Consider the following 17,975-nt stretch of genomic DNA (forward strand, 5'->3'; position numbering starts at 1 on the left):
AATCTCGGGGCGGGCGAAAATTAAAGGAAAAAATCCAGGCGGAAATAGATCGGTGCTTCACGCTCGGTCAGCACATCGGGGCGTTCCAGCGAGTGCGCAAACGTCACGCTGGCGGCGACGTGCTCGCCACGGGCGAACAATTCCAGCGAGTTGCTCGACATGCGCCCGTGCTGATTACCGTTGTAGCGATCGCCGCGGATCACGCCCTGGTCATAACCCAGACTGGTGCCGTATTCAGCGAACACCGGGCGCAACCATTCCGCGGTCACCGGACGTGCCCAGCGCAAATCGTTACGCCAGTAACCGCCGCTGTCGCCCGACAAGGATTGATCCTTGTAACCACGGATCGACGACGAGCCGCCAAGGCTGGTGCGCTGGGAGCTGAACAGCACGTCTTCGCTGCGCTGGCCGGTCATCAGGCTGCTGAAGGTTAAGGACTCGCCCCACACTTTGAAGGGTTGCAAGTAGCTCAGGGTGGCGGTGTATTTGCGGTAACGTGCATTCGGTTCGCCGGGGCCTGGATCGTGGCTGCCCTGCGCATCGAACGCGCCGATGCCTTCCTGCATGCCGGCGTCGAAGTTGACGAACGCACTGCCGACACGGCGGCCGTGGTTGAAGCCGAACTGCGCTTCGCTGATGCGGTTGCTGCTCAGCTTGAGCTTGCTGTCTTCGATGTAGGCGTTGGTGCGCAGGTAGGACAAACCGGCGTTGAGCGAGGTCTTGCTGACGGCGTCGCGGTGGATCACTCGCTCTGGCTGTAGGTGTAACTGAAGTTCCACCAGCCCCATGGCAGGTTGTAATTGAGCACGGCGTTTCTGGAGGTGTGCTGGTGATCGGTCATCGCATCGTGACCGCCGCGCAGGCTCAACTGATCGGCCAGGCCCAACGGGCTGTCCCAGTCGAACGTCGTGCCCCACTGCTGTTCGCCGGTGCTGCGCTGGCCGTCGTTATTGCGCGACAGCCCGACACGCCAGGGTTTCTGCGGGGTGTTGGTCACCAGCACCGTGCTGCCACCCACGTTCTTGCCTGGCGCCAGTTCCATTTTTGCCTGATTGGACGGCAGGCGATTGAGCTGATCGACCATCTGCTCGATCTCGCGCAGGTTGACCAGTTCGCCCGACTTGCCGGGGAATGCCATGGCCAGTTCGCGCTCCGACAGCTTGCTGTTCTCGGCGCCCTTCATGCCTTCGAGCTTGCCTTCGACCACCAGCACCTTCAGATGGCCGCCGGACAGATCCTGCTGCGGCAGGTACGCGCGGCTGGTGACCAGACCTTTCTCAATGTAGTGGTCGGTGATGACTTTGAGCAGCTCGTTGAGCTGTGGCACACCAAGGCATTCGCCGATGTAGGGTTTGAGCAGGCGTGCCTTGTCGCGATCGGACAGGCTGTCGGCGCCCTTGAGTTCGACATCCTTGATCGGGAAACAACGGGTGTCGGTGGGCGCTGCGGGTTGGGCAGGTTTGGCGTCCTTGCCGGGCAGATCCTTGAGTTCTTCGAGACGCCGCTGCTGCTCTTCGAGCAGACGGTTCTGGCGGTCGCGGATCAGGTCGGTTTCACCGGGTGTGGGTGCAGCGAGGGCGGTTTGGAGCGCAGACAGGCACAGCAAAGCTACGCACAACCTCGCCGCGAGGGCGGGTGGGTACATGTTCGATCCCTCGAAACGGAGAGTGATATCAAATTAATGGCGCGATGTTAGATGGCCAGCATTTTGACGTCAAACATAAGTTGAAACAATTTTTCGGAGCTTGTCGCCGATCTGTCGGATTCGATAATCGAGCACTTGCGTACAAGTCCCCCTTGAGCTTTACGCCGATAGTGAACGCTGCCATCACGGCATCCATTCGCCACGTAAGGAGTTCCCATGAGCACATTCACCACGCAAGACGGCACCGCGATCTATTACAAGGACTGGGGCAGCGGCAAGCCCGTGCTGTTCAGCCACGGCTGGCCGCTGGATGCCGACATGTGGGAATACCAGATGGAATACCTGAGCAGCCGCGGCTACCGCACCATCGCCTTCGACCGCCGCGGTTTTGGCCGCTCGGATCAGCCATGGACCGGTTACGACTACGACACCTTCGCCGATGACATCGCGCAATTGATCAATCACCTCGATCTGCGTGAAGTCACGCTGGTGGGCTTCTCCATGGGCGGTGGCGATGTCAGCCGCTACATCGCCCGTCACGGTAGCGAGCGGGTTGCCGGCCTGGTGCTGCTGGGCGCGGTGACGCCGCTGTTCGGCCAGAAAGCCGATTTCCCGCAAGGCGTCGACAAGTCGGTATTTGACGGTATCAAGGCGGGCCTGCTGCATGACCGCGCGCAGTTCATCGCCGATTTCGCCGCACCGTTCTATGGCACCAATCAAGGTCAGAACGTCTCTGACGGCGTGCTCACGCAAACCCTGAATGTCGCCCTGCTGGCCTCGCTCAAAGGCACCTTGGATTGCGTCACAGCGTTCTCGGAAACCGACTTCCGCCCAGACATGGCCAAGATCGATGTACCGACCTTGGTGATCCATGGCGACGGTGATCAGATCGTGCCATTCGACATCACCGGTAAACAGTCTGCCGCGCAAATCAAGGGTGCCGAACTGAAGGTCTACAAGGGTGCGCCGCATGGATTTGCGGTGACTCATGCGCAAGCGTTGAACGAGGATCTGTTGGCGTTCCTGGGCCGCTGAGTGCCGGACCGCCTGCCTTTCGCCGAGGCGTAAAAAAGCCCGCCAGACTTTTGCCTGGCGGGCTTTCAGTTGATCAGCGAGCGCTGAGTTCGATCCACTGCGGCTCAGTCGCTTCCATCTGGCGTTTAGCGCGGTACGTCAACGCCGACATCACTATGAAACCAAGCAGTATCAGGACCGGATACGCCATCAACAATTCAGAAAGAGAGTACTTCCACGCCAGCGGACGTCCGACCCCCAGCATGGCGGCATACATCCAGGACACTGCCGAGAGCGAGCCGCAGAACAGTGCGAGCATTCTTGCGCTGAACCCGAGATGGAGCAGCGACCCAGCCTTCTGTAACGCTGGCAGCACCAGGCGATGCAACAAGACGCCGTTGTAGCTCAACATCACAACGATGATCACTTTGGCTTGCAGCTTTGGATTCATAAAGTAATCCATGCCTTTATCCAGATAATCGATACCGACGACCGCCGTACCGGTCAGCCACAAGCCTATGAGGGCAACCACCACCGACTTCTGCAGTTTCTCCATATGAGCATTGTCATGTTCAGAGGATATTTTTTGTTTTAACAGGTCACTCACCATCGCAACATCACTGGTCAACACAAGACCCATTGCCACACAACACGCCACCAAATGAACATATATGACACCCAGGCGCAGAAACTCCATAAATTCTTTTTGCTCAAACAGGCTCATCATTGTATTTATTGTCACGCTCATGCTCTCCAACTTAATCAACTGCTCAGATCAGCCACAAAACAGACTAAATTCTGCCAATAGTTTTCTAACTTCGCTCACAACAGACCCATCGAATCGCCGGTATTAATTACCTGTTGATTCAACTGACACACCCACAAAACACCAACTATTACGCCCTGAATTTCAGATAAAAAAATCCTCATTTGCACTGAATGCACATGAGGTTCGGAGTCCACTTCTTTTCTGCGATTGCCGCGGCCGCCAAGGGTGACGTCCTGAACAATCTGAGGTTCATAATGCTTGAATGTTCCATCTTCGGGCAAACTACCGACAAACGGCAGCTTCTCTTAACGACTCATCAATCGACAACTAATCAGCCACCTCCCTGTCACGCCCATGATAGCTAGCCTGCTTTATTCACACATGATTTCTCAGCACTTATTGGATCCACCAACTGTTAACTTACCGAGACAACAGCAATAGCGAGACATTCCCATTTACAACACTAGCCCAATGAAATTGGTCATACTTTTCAAGCACGCAAATGAACAATTTACAGGTATAAAAACGCCCCGTTCCTGGCGGGGCGCTCTTTATTATATGAATGAATCAAACCACGCCGATGAAGTCACTCGCTGTCAGCGCAACATGCCCGACCAGATCGATCTGGAAGTCAGCACCATTGCCATTGTTGACATTGCCCTCCACATAAGTGTGATCAACACCGCTGACACTGACGTAGTGGTATTTCAATTGCGCCTGGTTGTTGAACTCACTGCCCGCGCCATTCCACTCACCGAGGAACGTGAAGTCCTGGTTTCCGCCAGATCCGCCGCCGGAGGTACGTGCATCTATTTGTGACAGGTCGATGTGATCCTCTCCCTGGGTAAAGTCGGTAATGACGTCTCGACTCAAGGTGGACGTCCCTGAATCGCCCGTAGAGGTGAACACAAACATGTCGTTACCGGTCCCGCCGGTCAACGTGTCACGGTTCGCGCCGCCCACCAGGGTGTCGTTACCACCACCGCCAACGAGCGTGTCGTTACCTCCAAGCCCCATCAGCACGTTGTTTGCGTTATCACCGATCAGGCTGTTGGAGCCGCTGCTGCCGATCACGTTTTCAATGCCGGTCAGGGTGTCATTGCCGGTTTGCGAACTGCTGGCCGTACCGCTGGCCAGATTAACCGTGGCTGCGGCCGAGGTTGCCGACAAGTCATAGGTGTCGACGCCGTCACCACCGTCATAGCTGTCGTTGCCGTCGTTGACCGAGGCCTGGAAGGTGTCGTTGCCAAGGCCACCGTACAGCGTGTCCTGCCCTTGCCCGCCGACCAGGATGTCGTTTGCGCTGCCACCGTCGATCCAGTCGTTACCGCCCTGACCTTGCAACAGGTTGGCGGCGCCATCACCCTGAATGTGATCGTTGCCGGAACTGCCGATGACGTTTTCGATACCCGTGAGGGTGTCGCTGCCGGTCTGGGTACTGGTTGACGTGCCAGCCTGCAAATCCACCGTGGCCGCCGCCGAAGTGGCCGACAGATCATAGGTGTCAGTGCCCGTGCCGCCGTCATAGTGGTCGTTGCCGTCGTTGACCGACGCCAGGATCGTGTCGTTGCCGGCGCCGCCGAAGATCGTGTCAGCGCCTGCCAGCCCGCTGAGACGGTTATTGCCACTGTTGCCGGTAATGATGTTGTCCAGTTCGTTACCGGTACCGTTGATATTGCCGGAGCCCAACAGCGTCAGGTTTTCAACGTTCGCACCCAAGGTGTAGCTGACAGAAGACATGACTGTGTCGTTGCCCTCATTGAGGCTCTCCTGCACCAAGTCACCATTGGAGTCGACCATGTAAGTGTCATTGCCGGCATTGCCACGCATGATGTCGCTGCCGCTACCGCCGTCCAGCAGATCCGCACCGAGCCCCCCGTTGAGCACATCGGTACCCGAGTAACCCAGCAGGATGTCCTGATAATTGGTGCCGTTCAGGACGTTGAAGCCGTTGTTACCTTCAATAAACCTCCCGACCGCCTCAGAGGGATCCGAGGTCAGTTGTTCCACCGTGCCGTTGTTGTCGGTGTAGGTGGTGACCACGCGCAACTGCTGACCAAACTGCGCGGAAGTTGGCGCAAACGTCGACGCATTGGCGCCGGAGATGTTGAGCCACGCCGCGCCCACCAGCGCTTGCCATTGATAGGAGAAACCGCTTGGCCCGGGTAAGCCATCGGCATCCTGGATCGCCGAGGTGTTGGCGGTCAGCCGGTATTGAGCCGGCACTGGACGGCTCGGCGTGGTCGGCGCTGTCGCGAAACCGGACAGCGTCACATTACCGGTCGGCAACTGGTTGTTAACGTTGAGGTTGACCGTACGGTCGGCGAAACGCAGTTTTTCCACACCGATCACGATGTCGGTGCCATCGACATTAGCGGCACCGATGCGCAAGTCCACCACTTTGAACGCCGTGATCAGCTCACCACCGGGCCGGGTATCGGTGAATTTGCTGATGCTGTAGTCGGCAAAATTGCCGCTGAACAGCGCCGTGTCCGCTGTGCCGTCCGCCGTACCGGGCGCATCATGGTTGTCACCCAGAATGAAGCCAGGACGACTCGCCTGCAGACTGGTGAAGTGCTGGTCGAAACCCTGACTGGCGAGCAAGTGATTCAAGTCCGCAAGCTTGATCGAGTCGCCCACGATCACATCATTGCCAGCATTGCCCTGGATGACATCATCACCGCTACCGCCGATCAGCCAGTTCTCGGCGCCATCGCCGATCAGGCCCGCCAAAGGCGCGCCCGGGTTGCCGGTATTCGGACGACTGTCGCTGAAACGTGAGCCGATCAGCCCTTCAATGTCGGTCAGCAAAGCGTTGAATGGCTGGAACAGCACACCTGTGCCCGGCGCCGCCACGATGTTCTGATTGTTAAGATCAGCGGCCGCATCCAGAGCGATGTTCACATCGCTGAAGGCGACGATGTCGAACCCGATATCGCCAATGGCTTCGTCGCCATCCCCCTGACCGGGTGCACCACCCAGGCCCGGCAGCAGAATGTCATCGCCGGCCCCGCCGAATTCCTGGTCACCGGTGGAACCGCCGGAAATGATGTCGTCACCGTCATCGCCGAACAAAATGTCCGGACCGTCACCGCCATAGATTTCATCGTTACCGTCGCCACCATGCACCAGGTCGGTATCACCACCGGCATCGATGTAGTCATCGCCGTCGCCGCCGTAAATCTCGTCGATCCCGGCCTCGCCATACAGGTGATCGTTACCGCCTCCGCCAATCACTATGTCAATCCCGCCGGCGCTGGTCCCGGCGTAAATGATGTCATCCCCTTCCCCGCCATCAAGGAAGTCTTCGATATCGCCGCCGTAAATGATGTCGTTACCGTCACCACCATAGATGTGGTCGGCACCGGCCTTGCCATCAAGGATGTCGTCACCGCCCTCGCCGTAGATCGTATCGTCGCCGTCACCGGCATCGATCCAGTCGTTGAAGTCAGTGCCGACCAGCACTTCGTGGGAGTTGTAGCCCACTGCCGCCGTGCCATCGGGGTTTTCGCCCTGATCGGGACGGTAGTCACGGATGTAGGTTTGAGCGGTGTGGGTTTCCGGATTGACCAGGCTCACCAGCAAACCGTTACCGCCGATCCCGCCACCACCGCCGGTGGAGTAGATACCGACCTGGTTGGCTGCGATCAGGGTGCCGTACTTGTGCTCGCTCTTGTACGACGTTGTCGTGGTGCCAGAGTCGGTGTAGCTCAACTCGATATAGCTGTCGGCATAGCCGAACACGTCCCCGGCCAAGTGCCGAGCATCGGTGGTGCGCTCAATGATGTCCTTGAACTGCTCGGTCACCACCTGCTCGTTCAAGTTGGTCATGGCCGGCAAGCCGAGGTCGAGGCGGTACAGGTACTAGAACCGGTCACCGTCCATCAACCGCTCCATCTGATCCTCGAAGATGGCATTGAAGGTGGTGCCCAATTGTCCGAGGTACACATGTTTTTCCGCCAACCCGCCAATCCACAGGTCAATCGAGTTATAGCCGTCGTAACCCTCGACATGATTGCCGTTGGGATCCGCCGCACCGGAGAGGAAGTACGCCGCCTGCTCGGCGGTGACACTGCCACCGGCATAGTTGACCGTTTCGCCGGTCTGGTCGGCGTCGATGATGGCTTGGGCATGGGCCACGTCACCGTCGAAGGAGTACGCCGCAATGAAGTTCACCAGCGATTCGGGGTGAATCATGTTGTTGGCGAAATCGCTCCAACTGGTATAGGGCGTCAGGCTGTCAACGATCAGGTTGGTGTGATGTTGAGTGCCGGCGGGCGAGGCACGCTCGGCTATCAAAGCGTCATGGATTTGCTGACGTGCCTGGTTCAGGGTCGGTAACCCAAGGTCGCGTCCGCGTGCCAGGTTGATGGTCGCCAGATCCAGCGGCTGGCCGAGCAAGCCTTGTTGCAGGGCCGGCGTAACGAACTCATCGATCTCGTTGCTGATTTGCCGGGTCATGCCCAGCGCGATGGCGGTCGGGCCCACTTCGGCAAAACCACCGGGATTGAGGAACGCCTGCTCCAGCGCATAGTGAGTGATCGCGCCGGTCAGGTCGTAGCCACCACTGGCGTTCTTTTCCAGGGCATCGATGGTTTCGCGCAATTGCGAGTGACCGAAACGGAAAGCAGCCTGGCCGTACTCGAGTGAAATATTGGCGTTAGTACCCGAGTCATAGCTGACGAACTCCGGCAGATCGGGTGTGATCAGTCGGGCGTACTGGTCGATCGCCACATGCTGATATTCCATCTCCACCGTCAATTTGGCCGCGTAGAACAGTTTGTCCTGATCCCAAGACACGGTAACGCCATCGGCCAACGTGTAATTGCCGCTGGCGTCGCTGAAGAAACCGCCGCTGCCATTGCTGACCTGTACCTGCCAGTTGTGCCGCACATTGACGTCCGTCTGCGCCAGCACTTCGTTCTGCAGGTTGATCAGTTGCACATTGTGGTCTTCGTGGAAGACGTGGTGAATCGCGGTCAGGCCGAAGTTTTCGTTCACTCGGCCGTCACCGGCAATGTAGTGGTCGCCCACCGACTCCAGCAGCAGTTCGTTGGCCACCGCGTAATCGGCGCTGCCCGGCGCGGCACTGATGGTGAAATCGGCAAAGTTGACGAAGCTGAACAGATTCTTCGGCCCGGAATTGTCGTAGTTGAAGACCATGCCGTAGGGGTTGTTCGCATCGAAAGTGATGCTGGTGATGTGCGCATCCAGCGACATCAACTTGGCTTGGTCGATATGCACATCATCGAAGTGCGGGTTCATGTCCAGCAGGATGGCTTCGCGGGTATAAACCGCCTGCACGCCGGCCGTGTTGGGGTCGGCATCAAGCACATGGCCTTGGGCATCGCGCACGCGGAAGTTGGCGATGTCATCCCAGGTCAGGTCATCACGGCCGGTTTCGGCTATGTGAGCACGCAGTTCGGTGAGCGTCGGCAGTGTCTGATGGGTGAGCACGCCATTGAGCGTCCAGGCGGCCTCATCACTCAACGTATTGCCATCGAACAATGCCGCACCGGCGATGTATTGGCCTGGGTGGTTGGGGTCTGCAACCCACTGGCGCAGCAACTGGGTCACCGAATCAGCAGAACCATACGTCTGGTTCTGATCGATGTAAGGCGAGTCGAGGTTGATGTATTGCGCCTCCCCCTGCCCGTCCACTTCCGCCACCGAGGCGCGGTGGACCTTGATCGAGTAAACCGGTTGTCCATCCGGGCCGATGGTGCCGTAGAGCGGATCATCCGGCGCCAGCGGAATGGTGATGGTCGCGTTCTGGTTGGGCTTGTTGATGAAGTCCAGCCCATGGTCGAAGAACTGCCCGAACAAAGTGAACCAGCCGGTGGTCGACGGGTCGCCCGACACGGTGTTCTGGTTGCGAATGAAGTACTGGCCGGAATCCGGAGCGCTGGTATCGACCTCACCGAGGGTGCCGATAATCCCGGGATCGGTGACGATCGCCACGCCACCGGCGGTGTGTTGAATATGGCCTGCGCCATCAGTGGCGAATGTGACGCCGCCGCTGACAATGGTCTGGCTGATCATCCGTGGCGTGTAGTCCACCACTGACGCTGTCGGATCGCTATACAGTGAACTACTGTCAGACATGGGCGTGGCGCCTGCCGGAACGCCTGCGCCAGTCAATGCGGCGTTACTCAGATTCTGATGGACGTAGTGCGTGTAGTCCGAATGGGTCAGACGGATGAAGTTCTGTTCGAAGCTCCCCCAGCTCTGGCCGTCCTGGGTCAAGTTGTTGAAGTGGCCGGAGACGTCGCGCAGACCGATCGGATCGCGGGCGCCGTTGTACCAGGCCGTTTCACCGGGCGGAGTGTCCAGCGGATTGAAGCTGCCCAGCAGGCCAAGCACATGGACGTTGCCGTCCGAACCGTCATAGCCGTACAGCGGCTGGCCAGAGGCGTTGTAGCCGACGATATGAATGGTCGGAAAGGACACCTGCTGTTCAAGGAACGAAATATCGTTGGCATTGAGGGTAAAGCGCTTTAGCTGGTACATGGCAAACTCCGGATATCCGTTGGCTCGCAAAGTTTTTCAACCGACTTACCACGATCATCAGGAAATCGACGCGATGGCAAAAGATGCAAAAGTCCAATCAAAAACCGAGACTTTTGTCGCCGATGAGTCTGAGACTTTGGTCGAACCCAGACCTGTGTACAGAAGGCTCTGGCGCTGGCGTATCAAGCTGCGCGCCCGCCATCTGAGCCGCTCCACCCAGTTTGTGCTGGCCGCCGCACTGATCCTCGGGCTGACAATGTTTTTCGTCGGCAAACTGGTGAGTGAGCGCATAGAACGCGCCGCCGTACAAAGCGCGGCCGAGGCCGGCGCGCATTACATGGAAGCGTTTCTGGAGCCTTACGTGCAGGAGATGAGTCGCGATAACAACCTCTCGCCCGCCAGCGTCAAGTCCCTGGATCGCCTGATGGAGAGTCGCTCGCTGAAACGACACATCGTCTCGATAAAGATCTGGCGCGCGGATGGCACGGTGGTTTACAGCACCGACAAATCGATCACTAACCGCAAGTTCCCCATGGATGAAATTGCCGAAGCGCTCAAGGGCAACGTGGTCACCGACCTTGAGGATCTGTCTCAGGAAGAGAACGAATTCGAACGCAAGCTCAACGTACCGCTCTACGAAATCTATGCACCACTGCGCGAGTTCAACACACGCAAAATCATCGCAGTGGGCGAGTTCTACGAAAAAGCCGAAAGCCTGGAGCAGGAAATCAACCGCATACGTCAACAAGTGTGGCTGGTCGTCGGCACTGCGACCCTGGCCATGCTGACGCTGTTGTTTTTCATCGTCCGGCGTGGCGACCAGATCATCCAGCGCCAACAGGTGGCGCTGCGCATGCGTCTGCTGGAACAAACCCGCCTGCGCGTCAGCAATGCGGCACTGCATCGCAAAATCAACACCGCGACCCAAGAGTTCTCCCGCATCAACGAATTGACCCTGCGCCGTATTGGCGCTGATCTGCACGACGGCCCGGCGCAGTTGCTGACCCTGATTCTGATCCGCCTGGATGACCTGGCCGAACACTGCACCACGCTTGATCAGGAGTCACTGGAAACCATTCGCGGCGCCGCCACCGATGCCCTGCGTGAGGTGCGCGATCTCTCCCGGGGCCTGGCCCTGCCGGAAATCAACGATTTGACTCTGACGCAAGAGCTACAACTGGTGGCCCAGCGACATGAGCAGCGCACCGGCAGCAAGGTGCAGTTGAACATCGCGCCACTACCCGACTCGGCGCCGCTTCCGGTAAAGCTGTGCGTCTACCGGTTTGTCCAGGAAACCCTGAACAATGCCTATCGTCATGCTCAGGGCAAGGGTCAGACGATCACCGCGAGCCTTCAACACGAGACACTGCTGATCACCGTCAAAGACGCTGGGCCAGGCATGGCCGCAGACGCGCTGGTCGTCGACGCCCACGACAGAAACCGGCTGGGACTGGCCGGTTTGCGTTATCGCGTGGAATCGCTGGGTGGCGTGTTCAGCATCAAGTCCGCCCCCGATGAAGGGACATCGGTCAGCGCACAACTCAAACTGTGATCAGGAGCCTCCGCGGGCATCCAGGTGCGCTGGCGCCGAGCCCATGTGCAACCGGCCGACAGCCTCGCGCTCCCAGTGGCGCCTGAGCGCCGTGACCGCTTCCACCCGATTGCGCGCGTGCAACTTCTGCATCACGCAGGTCATGTAGTACTTGACGGTTTTTTCGCTGATGAACAGCTTTGACGCCACCTCTTTATTGGTCAGGCCTTTGGAAACCTCGCGGATGATCTGCTCTTCCCGATGGGTGAGGTCGATCTTGCGCACTTCAACTTCATGCTTCTTGAAATTGCTCAGCAGCTTGTTGGCAAATTCTGGGGTGATAAAGGTGTCGCCCCTGGCAATCGAACGTATTGCCAGCACCAGATCCGGTCCGCTGACGCCCTTCAACACGTAACCGCGCGCGCCTGCCTCCAACGCCGAATAGGCGTCATCTTCCGATTCGGAAACTGTCAGCATCAGCACTTTCACTTCCGGCAGTTGCGTGGAAATAAATTTCACCGCCGCAAACACGTCGCCCGGCATGTTGACGTCCATCAACATCACGTCAGGCCTCATCCGCTGAGCGATATCGCGCGCCTCCTCGGCGCTGCCGCCCTGCTCCACGACTTGCAGATCTGTCCGCTTTCGCAGGGTATTGGCGACGCCCTCACGCAGCAGGGGATGATCATCGGCAATGCCGATGCGGATGAAAGGATTCATGACGCGCTCCTGAAAGGACCAAGCAGCCGGACACCCATTGATTAATAGCAGCTAACCCGCTCGGACGCCGGGCTGTGGACAGAGGCGGAGCGTGTCGCCAGCGCGAAAATCAGACTTAAGTCGAACGTTTTTTTACCGTCAACAAGCAATCTTCATTACAAGCGACTGAAAAATACGCGAGCAACTCGTTGTTTTGTAATGCACTCCAAACAGTCAAAAATATAACGTCAATGAAAAACCGGACCTGAGGGCAATCCGACCAACAGTCGTTCTCCTACGCTGAGGTACATGACGCCACGGCATTGGAACTTTCCCGATGGACAAGAAAAACCACCCGCGATCCGAGTTTGCCGACGTGTTTTTCCGGCTGCGCCGCACCTTTTTTTCGTTGGCCGGGTTCAGCGGCGTGATCAACGTCCTGATGCTCTCGCCCGCCATCTACATGCTGCAGGTGTATGACCGGGCACTGGTCAGCAGCAACGTCACCACACTGCTGATGCTGACGATTCTGATGATCGGCCTCTACACCCTGTTGGCGATGCTCGAAGTGGTGCGTACCCGCGTGATGATCCGGGTCGGCAACCGCCTCGACATGGCCCTCAACCGCCGGGTATTTACCGCCGCGTTCGAGCGCAACTTGCAGCGCGCCGGGGGCAACCCCGCTCAGGCACTGCAGGACTTGGCACAGGTTCGCCAGTTTCTGACCGGCAACGGCCTGTTCGCCTTTTTCGACGCGCCGTGGACACCGATCTATCTGTTCGTCGCCTACCTGATTCACCCCTTGCTGGGCATCGTCACCCTGTGCGGTTCGCTGATTCTGGTAGCGCTGACCTGGCTCACCGAAATCGCCACAAAGAAGCCCTTGGCCGAGGCCAACATGGCGGCGCAGGTCTCAGGCACATTCGCCAACAACAACCTGCGCAACGCTGAAGTCATTGAGGCGATGGGCATGTTGCCGGCGATCACCGGTCGCTGGTTCGGCAGCCATCTGCGGATTCTGGAAATGCAGACCCTGGCCTCCGATCGGGCGGCCTACATCAGTGGCATTGGGCGTTTCGTGCGGATCACCTTGCAGTCGCTGATCCTGGGCACCGGCGCGTTGTTGGCCATCGAAGGCTCGATTACGCCGGGCATGATGATTGCCTGTTCGATACTCAGCGGCCGGGCGCTGGCGCCAGTGGAGCAACTGATCGGCGCCTGGAAGCAACTACTGACCAGCCGTCGTGCCTGGTCGCGGCTCAAGAACCTGCTGCAGGAATTTCCAGCACGCGCCGATGCGATGAAGTTGCAAAAACCGCTGGGCATGATCTCGGTCGAGCACTTGCATGCCGGCGCACCGGGCATGACTCAAGCGATCATTCGCGGGCCCAATTTCAACCTGTCGCCCGGTGAGTCACTCGGCATCATCGGCCCTTCCGCGTCGGGCAAATCGACACTGGCTCGTTTGCTGGTGGGCATCTGGCCGGCGCTCAGCGGCAAAGTGCGTCTGGACGGCGCCGACGTGTACCTGTGGAACAAGCAGGAACTCGGCCCGTGGATCGGCTACCTGCCCCAGGATGTGGAACTGTTCGAAGGCAGCATCGCCGACAACATCGCGCGCTTCGGCGAAGTCGACAGTGAGGCGGTGATCGTCGCGGCCCGGCGCGCCGGCGTCCACGACATGATCCTGCGCTTTGCTCACGGTTATGACACCACGCTGGACGTCGACGGCAACCCGTTGTCCGGGGGCCAGCGCCAGCGCATCGGCCTGGCCCGCGCACTGTATGGCGAGCCCTCGCTGATCGTGCTCGACGAGCCAAACGCCAACCTCGATGACGCCGGGGAAAAAGCCCTGATCGAGGTACTGGAAGATCTGAAACAGCGGCGCTGCACCACGGTGTTGATCAGCCACCGGCCGAGCATCCTCGGCACCGTCGACAAAGTTCTGATGCTGCGTGAAGGCAGCACCCAATTGTTCGGCCCCCGCGAAGAAGTGTTCGCCGCACTACGGCAAACCAGCGTGCTGCCGACCGTCGGTGCGCCAACCCTGTCAGCCGTGCGCGGGAGAGAGTAAATGGGTGCCTTGAGCGTTGACCCGCATGGCCAGGAACTGGTGCGTGCAATGGCCGAGATTGACGTCGACGACCGGCGCCCGGCGCGCTGGGGCGTGCTGTTGGTGATCGTCGGCTTTGGCAGTTTTTTACTCTGGTCGTGGCTGGCGCCGCTGGATGCCGGGATTGTCGCCACCGCCACGGTCAAGGTCACCAGCAACCGCAAGGCCATCCAGCATCAGACCGGCGGCACCATCGACGCGATTCTGGTGCGCGAAGGCGACAACGTCAGCAAGGACCAGGAACTGGTGCGGCTGGACGCCACTCAGGCGCTTTCGGAACAAGGCGTGGTCAACGCACAGTTCATCGCCACCAAGACCATGGAAAACCGCCTGCAAGCTGAGCGCGACGGTTTGCCGGATGTGGTGTTCGACCCGCTGATGCTCAAACGCTACGCCGACAACGATCATCTGGCCGACGCAATTCGCCTGCAACGCCACCTGTTCGCCACACGCCGCGCCAGTCTGGCCGGTGAAATGGACATCCTGCGTGAGTCACTCAATTCCGCCGACGCGCAGGTCAAAGGATTGCAACGCGTCTACAACGCCCGTTCATCACAAATCGGTTTCCTCAATCAGGAACTGGTGGGCGTGCGCCAACTCGCCGCCGAAGGCTATGTGCCGCGCAATCGCATGCTGGAACTGGAGCGCACCGGTTCCGACCTGAACGCCTCCCAGGCCGATAACCTGAACAACATCGCCCGCGCTCGGGGCCAGGCCGCCGACATCAAGTTGCGCATCATTCAGCGCGAGTACGACTACCGCAAAGAAGTGCAGTCGCTGCTGGCCGATGTGCAGAAGGAGAACAGCGCCCTCACCGATCGCTTGCAAGCCTTGGATTATCAAGTGCGACACACGGTTATCCGCTCGCCCATCGACGGCGTGGTTCAGGGCCTGAACGTGTCGACGGTCGGCGGGGTGATTGCGTCAGGCTTCAAGATCATGGAAATCGTCCCCGCCCATGAGCCGTTGCAAATCGACGCGATGATTCCGGTGCAAGCCATCGACCGAATGAACTCGGGGCTGCCGGTGATGATTTCCTTTCCCGCGTTCAACCATGTGCAGACGCCCAACATACCGGGGAAGGTGCTGACCATTTCTGCCGACCGCTTGATGAGCGAAGACAACAAACAACCCTATTACCTGGCGCAGATCGAAGTGACTGAGGCCGGGATGGCCATGCTGGGCAGCAATCACATTCGTGCGGGCATGCCCGCCTCGGTGACCATCAAGACCGGCGAGCGCAATATGCTCAGCTACCTGTTGAAACCTCTGCTCGACCGCGTCAACAGCGCGTTCAAGGAGCAATGAAGTGCACAGCATTCGGCGGGTGATTGGCTTGACTGCGCTGCTAGGACTGGCGCAATCGGCAACGGCACTGGACCTGCGCGAGTCGTGGAACTTGATGCAGTTTCAGGGCCCGACCTTCCTGTCTGCCGGTCACGAAAGGGACGCTGCCCAGGAAAACCGCGTCATCGGCAAATCCGGCCTGCTGCCGAAAATCGGCATCACCGCGTTCGACAACCACATCAACGGCACGCAAAAACAGCCGGACTTTTACGGCAACAGCCACACCAACGATCTCAACTACGCCTCGCGCGGTGCCACCCTGCAACTGCGCCAGCCACTGTTCAACAAACAGAAAATGGCCGAGTACCGTCAGGGCCAGTATCAGGCCGACTATGGCAACGCGGTGTTCGACAGCAAGGCACAGGATTCGGCGGTGCGCTTGGCCGGGCGCTACTTTGACGTGCTGCTGGCCCATGAAACCGCCAAACTGGCCAACGCCAAACTCAGCGCACTGAATGAGCAAGTGGCTTCGACTCAGCGCAGACGGCAGTTGGGGGATGGCACCGTGACCGATGTCGATGACGCGGTGGCCAGACGCGATCTCGCTCAGGCCGAACTGATCGAGGCCGAGGACAGCCTGGTCGTCGCCAGACGCCAGTTGCAAGAGTACGTCGGTGAGGCACCCGACCAGATCGCCACGTTGCAGGAGACCTTTCCCACCCCGCCACTGCAGCCGAACAATCTGCAGGAGTGGATCATCCGCGCCGGCACCGACAACCCGTCGATCCGCGCCCGGCGCTTGAACGTCAACACCGCCGATGAAGAAGTGGCCAAAGCCAAGGCCGGTCACTGGCCAACCCTCGACCTGGTGCTGGGCTACACCGCCGCCGACAGCGAAACCCTGTCCACCCAGAATCAGCGCAACCGCTACACCTCGGCCGGGGTAGAACTCAACATTCCGCTGTACAGCGGTGGCTACGTCAGTGCCCGGGCCCGACAAAGCGTCGCCACGCGAGACCAGGCTGAAGAGGATCTGAATGCGACCCGCGAAGAAATCATCTCCGGCACAACCCGGGAATTTCGGGGTGTGCAAAGCGGTGAAGCGCGCATCCATGCATTGGAAAAAGCCGTCAGCTCCAGCGAGCGCTCGCTACTGTCGTCAAAGAAAGGCTTCCTGGCGGGCAGCAGCACCAACATCGACATTCTCAACGCCCAGGAACAGATATTCACCGCTCGTCGCGACCTGTTCGAAGCCAAGTTGCGCTACCTGCTGGCCAAACTGCGTCTGGCGGCTGACGTCGGCGCATTGGGCGACGACGACATCGAAAGCGCCAACGCCTACCTGGGGCCTCGGCTGTCGTTCTGAACAACCCACGCCAGCCCACGCCGCCCTCTGTTTTCGGCTGGCCAACGATTAGGCGTGGCACCACTGCTTGAGCCAACACCTCGGCTATCGACTGCATGGCCGAAACGGTACGCCGTGACGAAAAGGTGTCAATCACTCCCCCGCACGTACCACACCGCGCTCCTCCAACAAGCGTACAAACATACTCAAACTGCGCGACACCGTGCCCCGTCGCCACACCAGCCAAGTGGTCAGGTAGCGAAAATCCGCCGCCAGCGGCCAGACACTGACCGTCGCGCTACCGGGCATGCTTTGCAGCATTTTGCGCGGCATCAGAGCCAGGCCGGCGCCGGCGCTGACGCAGGCGAGCATGCCGTGATAGGACTCCATCTCGAAGATCTTGCCGGGCACCGCCGCGTCGGTGCTGAACCATTTTTCGAAGTGATGGCGATAGGAGCAGTTGGATCGGAAGGCATAGATGTTCTCGCCATTCACATCCGCCGCGCGCTCGACCGGAGGGTGGTTGAGCGGCGCGATGATGACCATTTCTTCCTCAAACGCGGGCACACCTTCCAGCGCGGGATGCAGCACAGGGCCGTCGACAAAAGCGGCGGCGAGTCGACCGGACAGCACGCCTTCAATCATCGTCCCGGACGGGCCGGTGGACAGGTCCAGGTCGACTTTCGGATGAAGCTGGTTGTAGGCCGCGAGCAGTTCGGGGATTCGCACGGCGGCGGTGCTTTCCAGTGAGCCCAAGGGGAAAGCGCCCTGCGGTTCCTCACCGGCGACGGTGGCCCGTGCCTCTTGAACCAAATCAAGAATGCGCCGCGCATATTCGAGAAAACTCCACCCGGCCGGTGACAGGCGCAAGCGGCTTTTCTCGCGAATGAACAGATCGACGCCCAAATCCTGCTCAAGCTGCTTGATCCGCGTGGTCAGGTTCGACGGCACGCGATGAATCTGCGCAGCGGCGGCGCTGATGCTGCCGTGTTCGGCAACGGCTTTGAAGATTTCCAGCTGCACCAGATCCACAGTCATTCTCCAATCGTGAAAGAAACGATC

The 17,975-nt window shown here is 59.2% G+C and carries 10 protein-coding genes and 1 pseudogene; 5 read left to right on the forward strand and 6 right to left on the reverse strand.

All coding sequences use genetic code 11. The annotated features are described in order from the left end of the window. Positions 1-20: 20 nt before the first annotated feature. Positions 21-1,645 (reverse strand): annotated as a pseudogene (locus tag K5E40_RS22715) (ShlB/FhaC/HecB family hemolysin secretion/activation protein). Between the two features lie 216 nt (positions 1,646-1,861). On the opposite strand from K5E40_RS22715, the gene K5E40_RS22720 reads away from it, so the two are divergent. After that, positions 1,862-2,680, forward strand: coding sequence for an alpha/beta fold hydrolase (locus K5E40_RS22720; protein ID WP_221732720.1), 819 nt, complete (start codon positions 1,862-1,864; stop codon positions 2,678-2,680). A gap of 73 nt (positions 2,681-2,753) precedes the next feature. Here K5E40_RS22720 and K5E40_RS22725 read toward each other — a convergent pair whose 3' ends face one another. From K5E40_RS22725 to K5E40_RS35130, 3 genes are all read right to left on the reverse strand, one after another. Next, the gene (locus tag K5E40_RS22725) at positions 2,754-3,401 is read right to left on the reverse strand and encodes a hypothetical protein (RefSeq protein ID WP_221732769.1); all 648 of its coding nucleotides are present in this window, start codon (positions 3,399-3,401) and stop codon (positions 2,754-2,756) included. Between the two features lie 594 nt (positions 3,402-3,995). Next, positions 3,996-7,259 (reverse strand): calcium-binding protein, encoded by a 3,264-nt coding sequence (locus K5E40_RS35125; protein WP_311775972.1) that lies wholly within the window; start codon positions 7,257-7,259, stop codon positions 3,996-3,998. A 33-nt stretch (positions 7,260-7,292) separates the two neighbouring features. Then, positions 7,293-9,938, reverse strand: a complete 2,646-nt coding sequence (locus K5E40_RS35130) for a peroxidase family protein (protein WP_260455945.1) — start codon at positions 9,936-9,938, stop codon at positions 7,293-7,295. 73 nt (positions 9,939-10,011) lie between these two features. Here K5E40_RS35130 and K5E40_RS22735 point away from each other — a divergent pair, with 73 nt between their 5' ends. Beyond that, complete coding sequence (locus K5E40_RS22735) at positions 10,012-11,490, forward strand: sensor histidine kinase (protein WP_221732721.1); 1,479 nt, start codon at positions 10,012-10,014, stop codon at positions 11,488-11,490. Here the strand turns inward: K5E40_RS22735 and K5E40_RS22740 are convergent, their stop codons facing one another. Beyond that, positions 11,491-12,189 (reverse strand): response regulator transcription factor, encoded by a 699-nt coding sequence (locus K5E40_RS22740; protein ID WP_221732722.1) that lies wholly within the window; start codon positions 12,187-12,189, stop codon positions 11,491-11,493. It lies immediately after the preceding gene. A 316-nt stretch (positions 12,190-12,505) separates the two neighbouring features. Here K5E40_RS22740 and K5E40_RS22745 point away from each other — a divergent pair, with 316 nt between their 5' ends. From K5E40_RS22745 to K5E40_RS22755, 3 genes are read left to right on the forward strand one after another with little or no spacing between them, the layout of a single operon-like run. After that, the gene (locus K5E40_RS22745) at positions 12,506-14,242 is read left to right on the forward strand and encodes a type I secretion system permease/ATPase (protein ID WP_221732723.1); all 1,737 of its coding nucleotides are present in this window, start codon (positions 12,506-12,508) and stop codon (positions 14,240-14,242) included. Further along, positions 14,243-15,589, forward strand: coding sequence for an HlyD family type I secretion periplasmic adaptor subunit (locus K5E40_RS22750; protein ID WP_221732724.1), 1,347 nt, complete (start codon positions 14,243-14,245; stop codon positions 15,587-15,589). 10 nt (positions 15,590-15,599) lie between these two features. After that, on the forward strand, positions 15,600-16,934 hold the full coding sequence (locus K5E40_RS22755; protein WP_311775973.1) for a TolC family outer membrane protein: 1,335 nt from the start codon (positions 15,600-15,602) through the stop codon (positions 16,932-16,934). 132 nt (positions 16,935-17,066) lie between these two features. Here K5E40_RS22755 and ptrR read toward each other — a convergent pair whose 3' ends face one another. After that, on the reverse strand, positions 17,067-17,945 hold the full coding sequence (ptrR, locus tag K5E40_RS22760) for a putrescine utilization regulator PtrR (RefSeq protein WP_221732771.1): 879 nt from the start codon (positions 17,943-17,945) through the stop codon (positions 17,067-17,069). Between the last annotated feature and the right edge of the window lie 30 nt (positions 17,946-17,975).

The organism is Pseudomonas baetica (assembly GCF_019733355.1).
Classification (GTDB): domain Bacteria; phylum Pseudomonadota; class Gammaproteobacteria; order Pseudomonadales; family Pseudomonadaceae; genus Aquipseudomonas; species Aquipseudomonas baetica_A.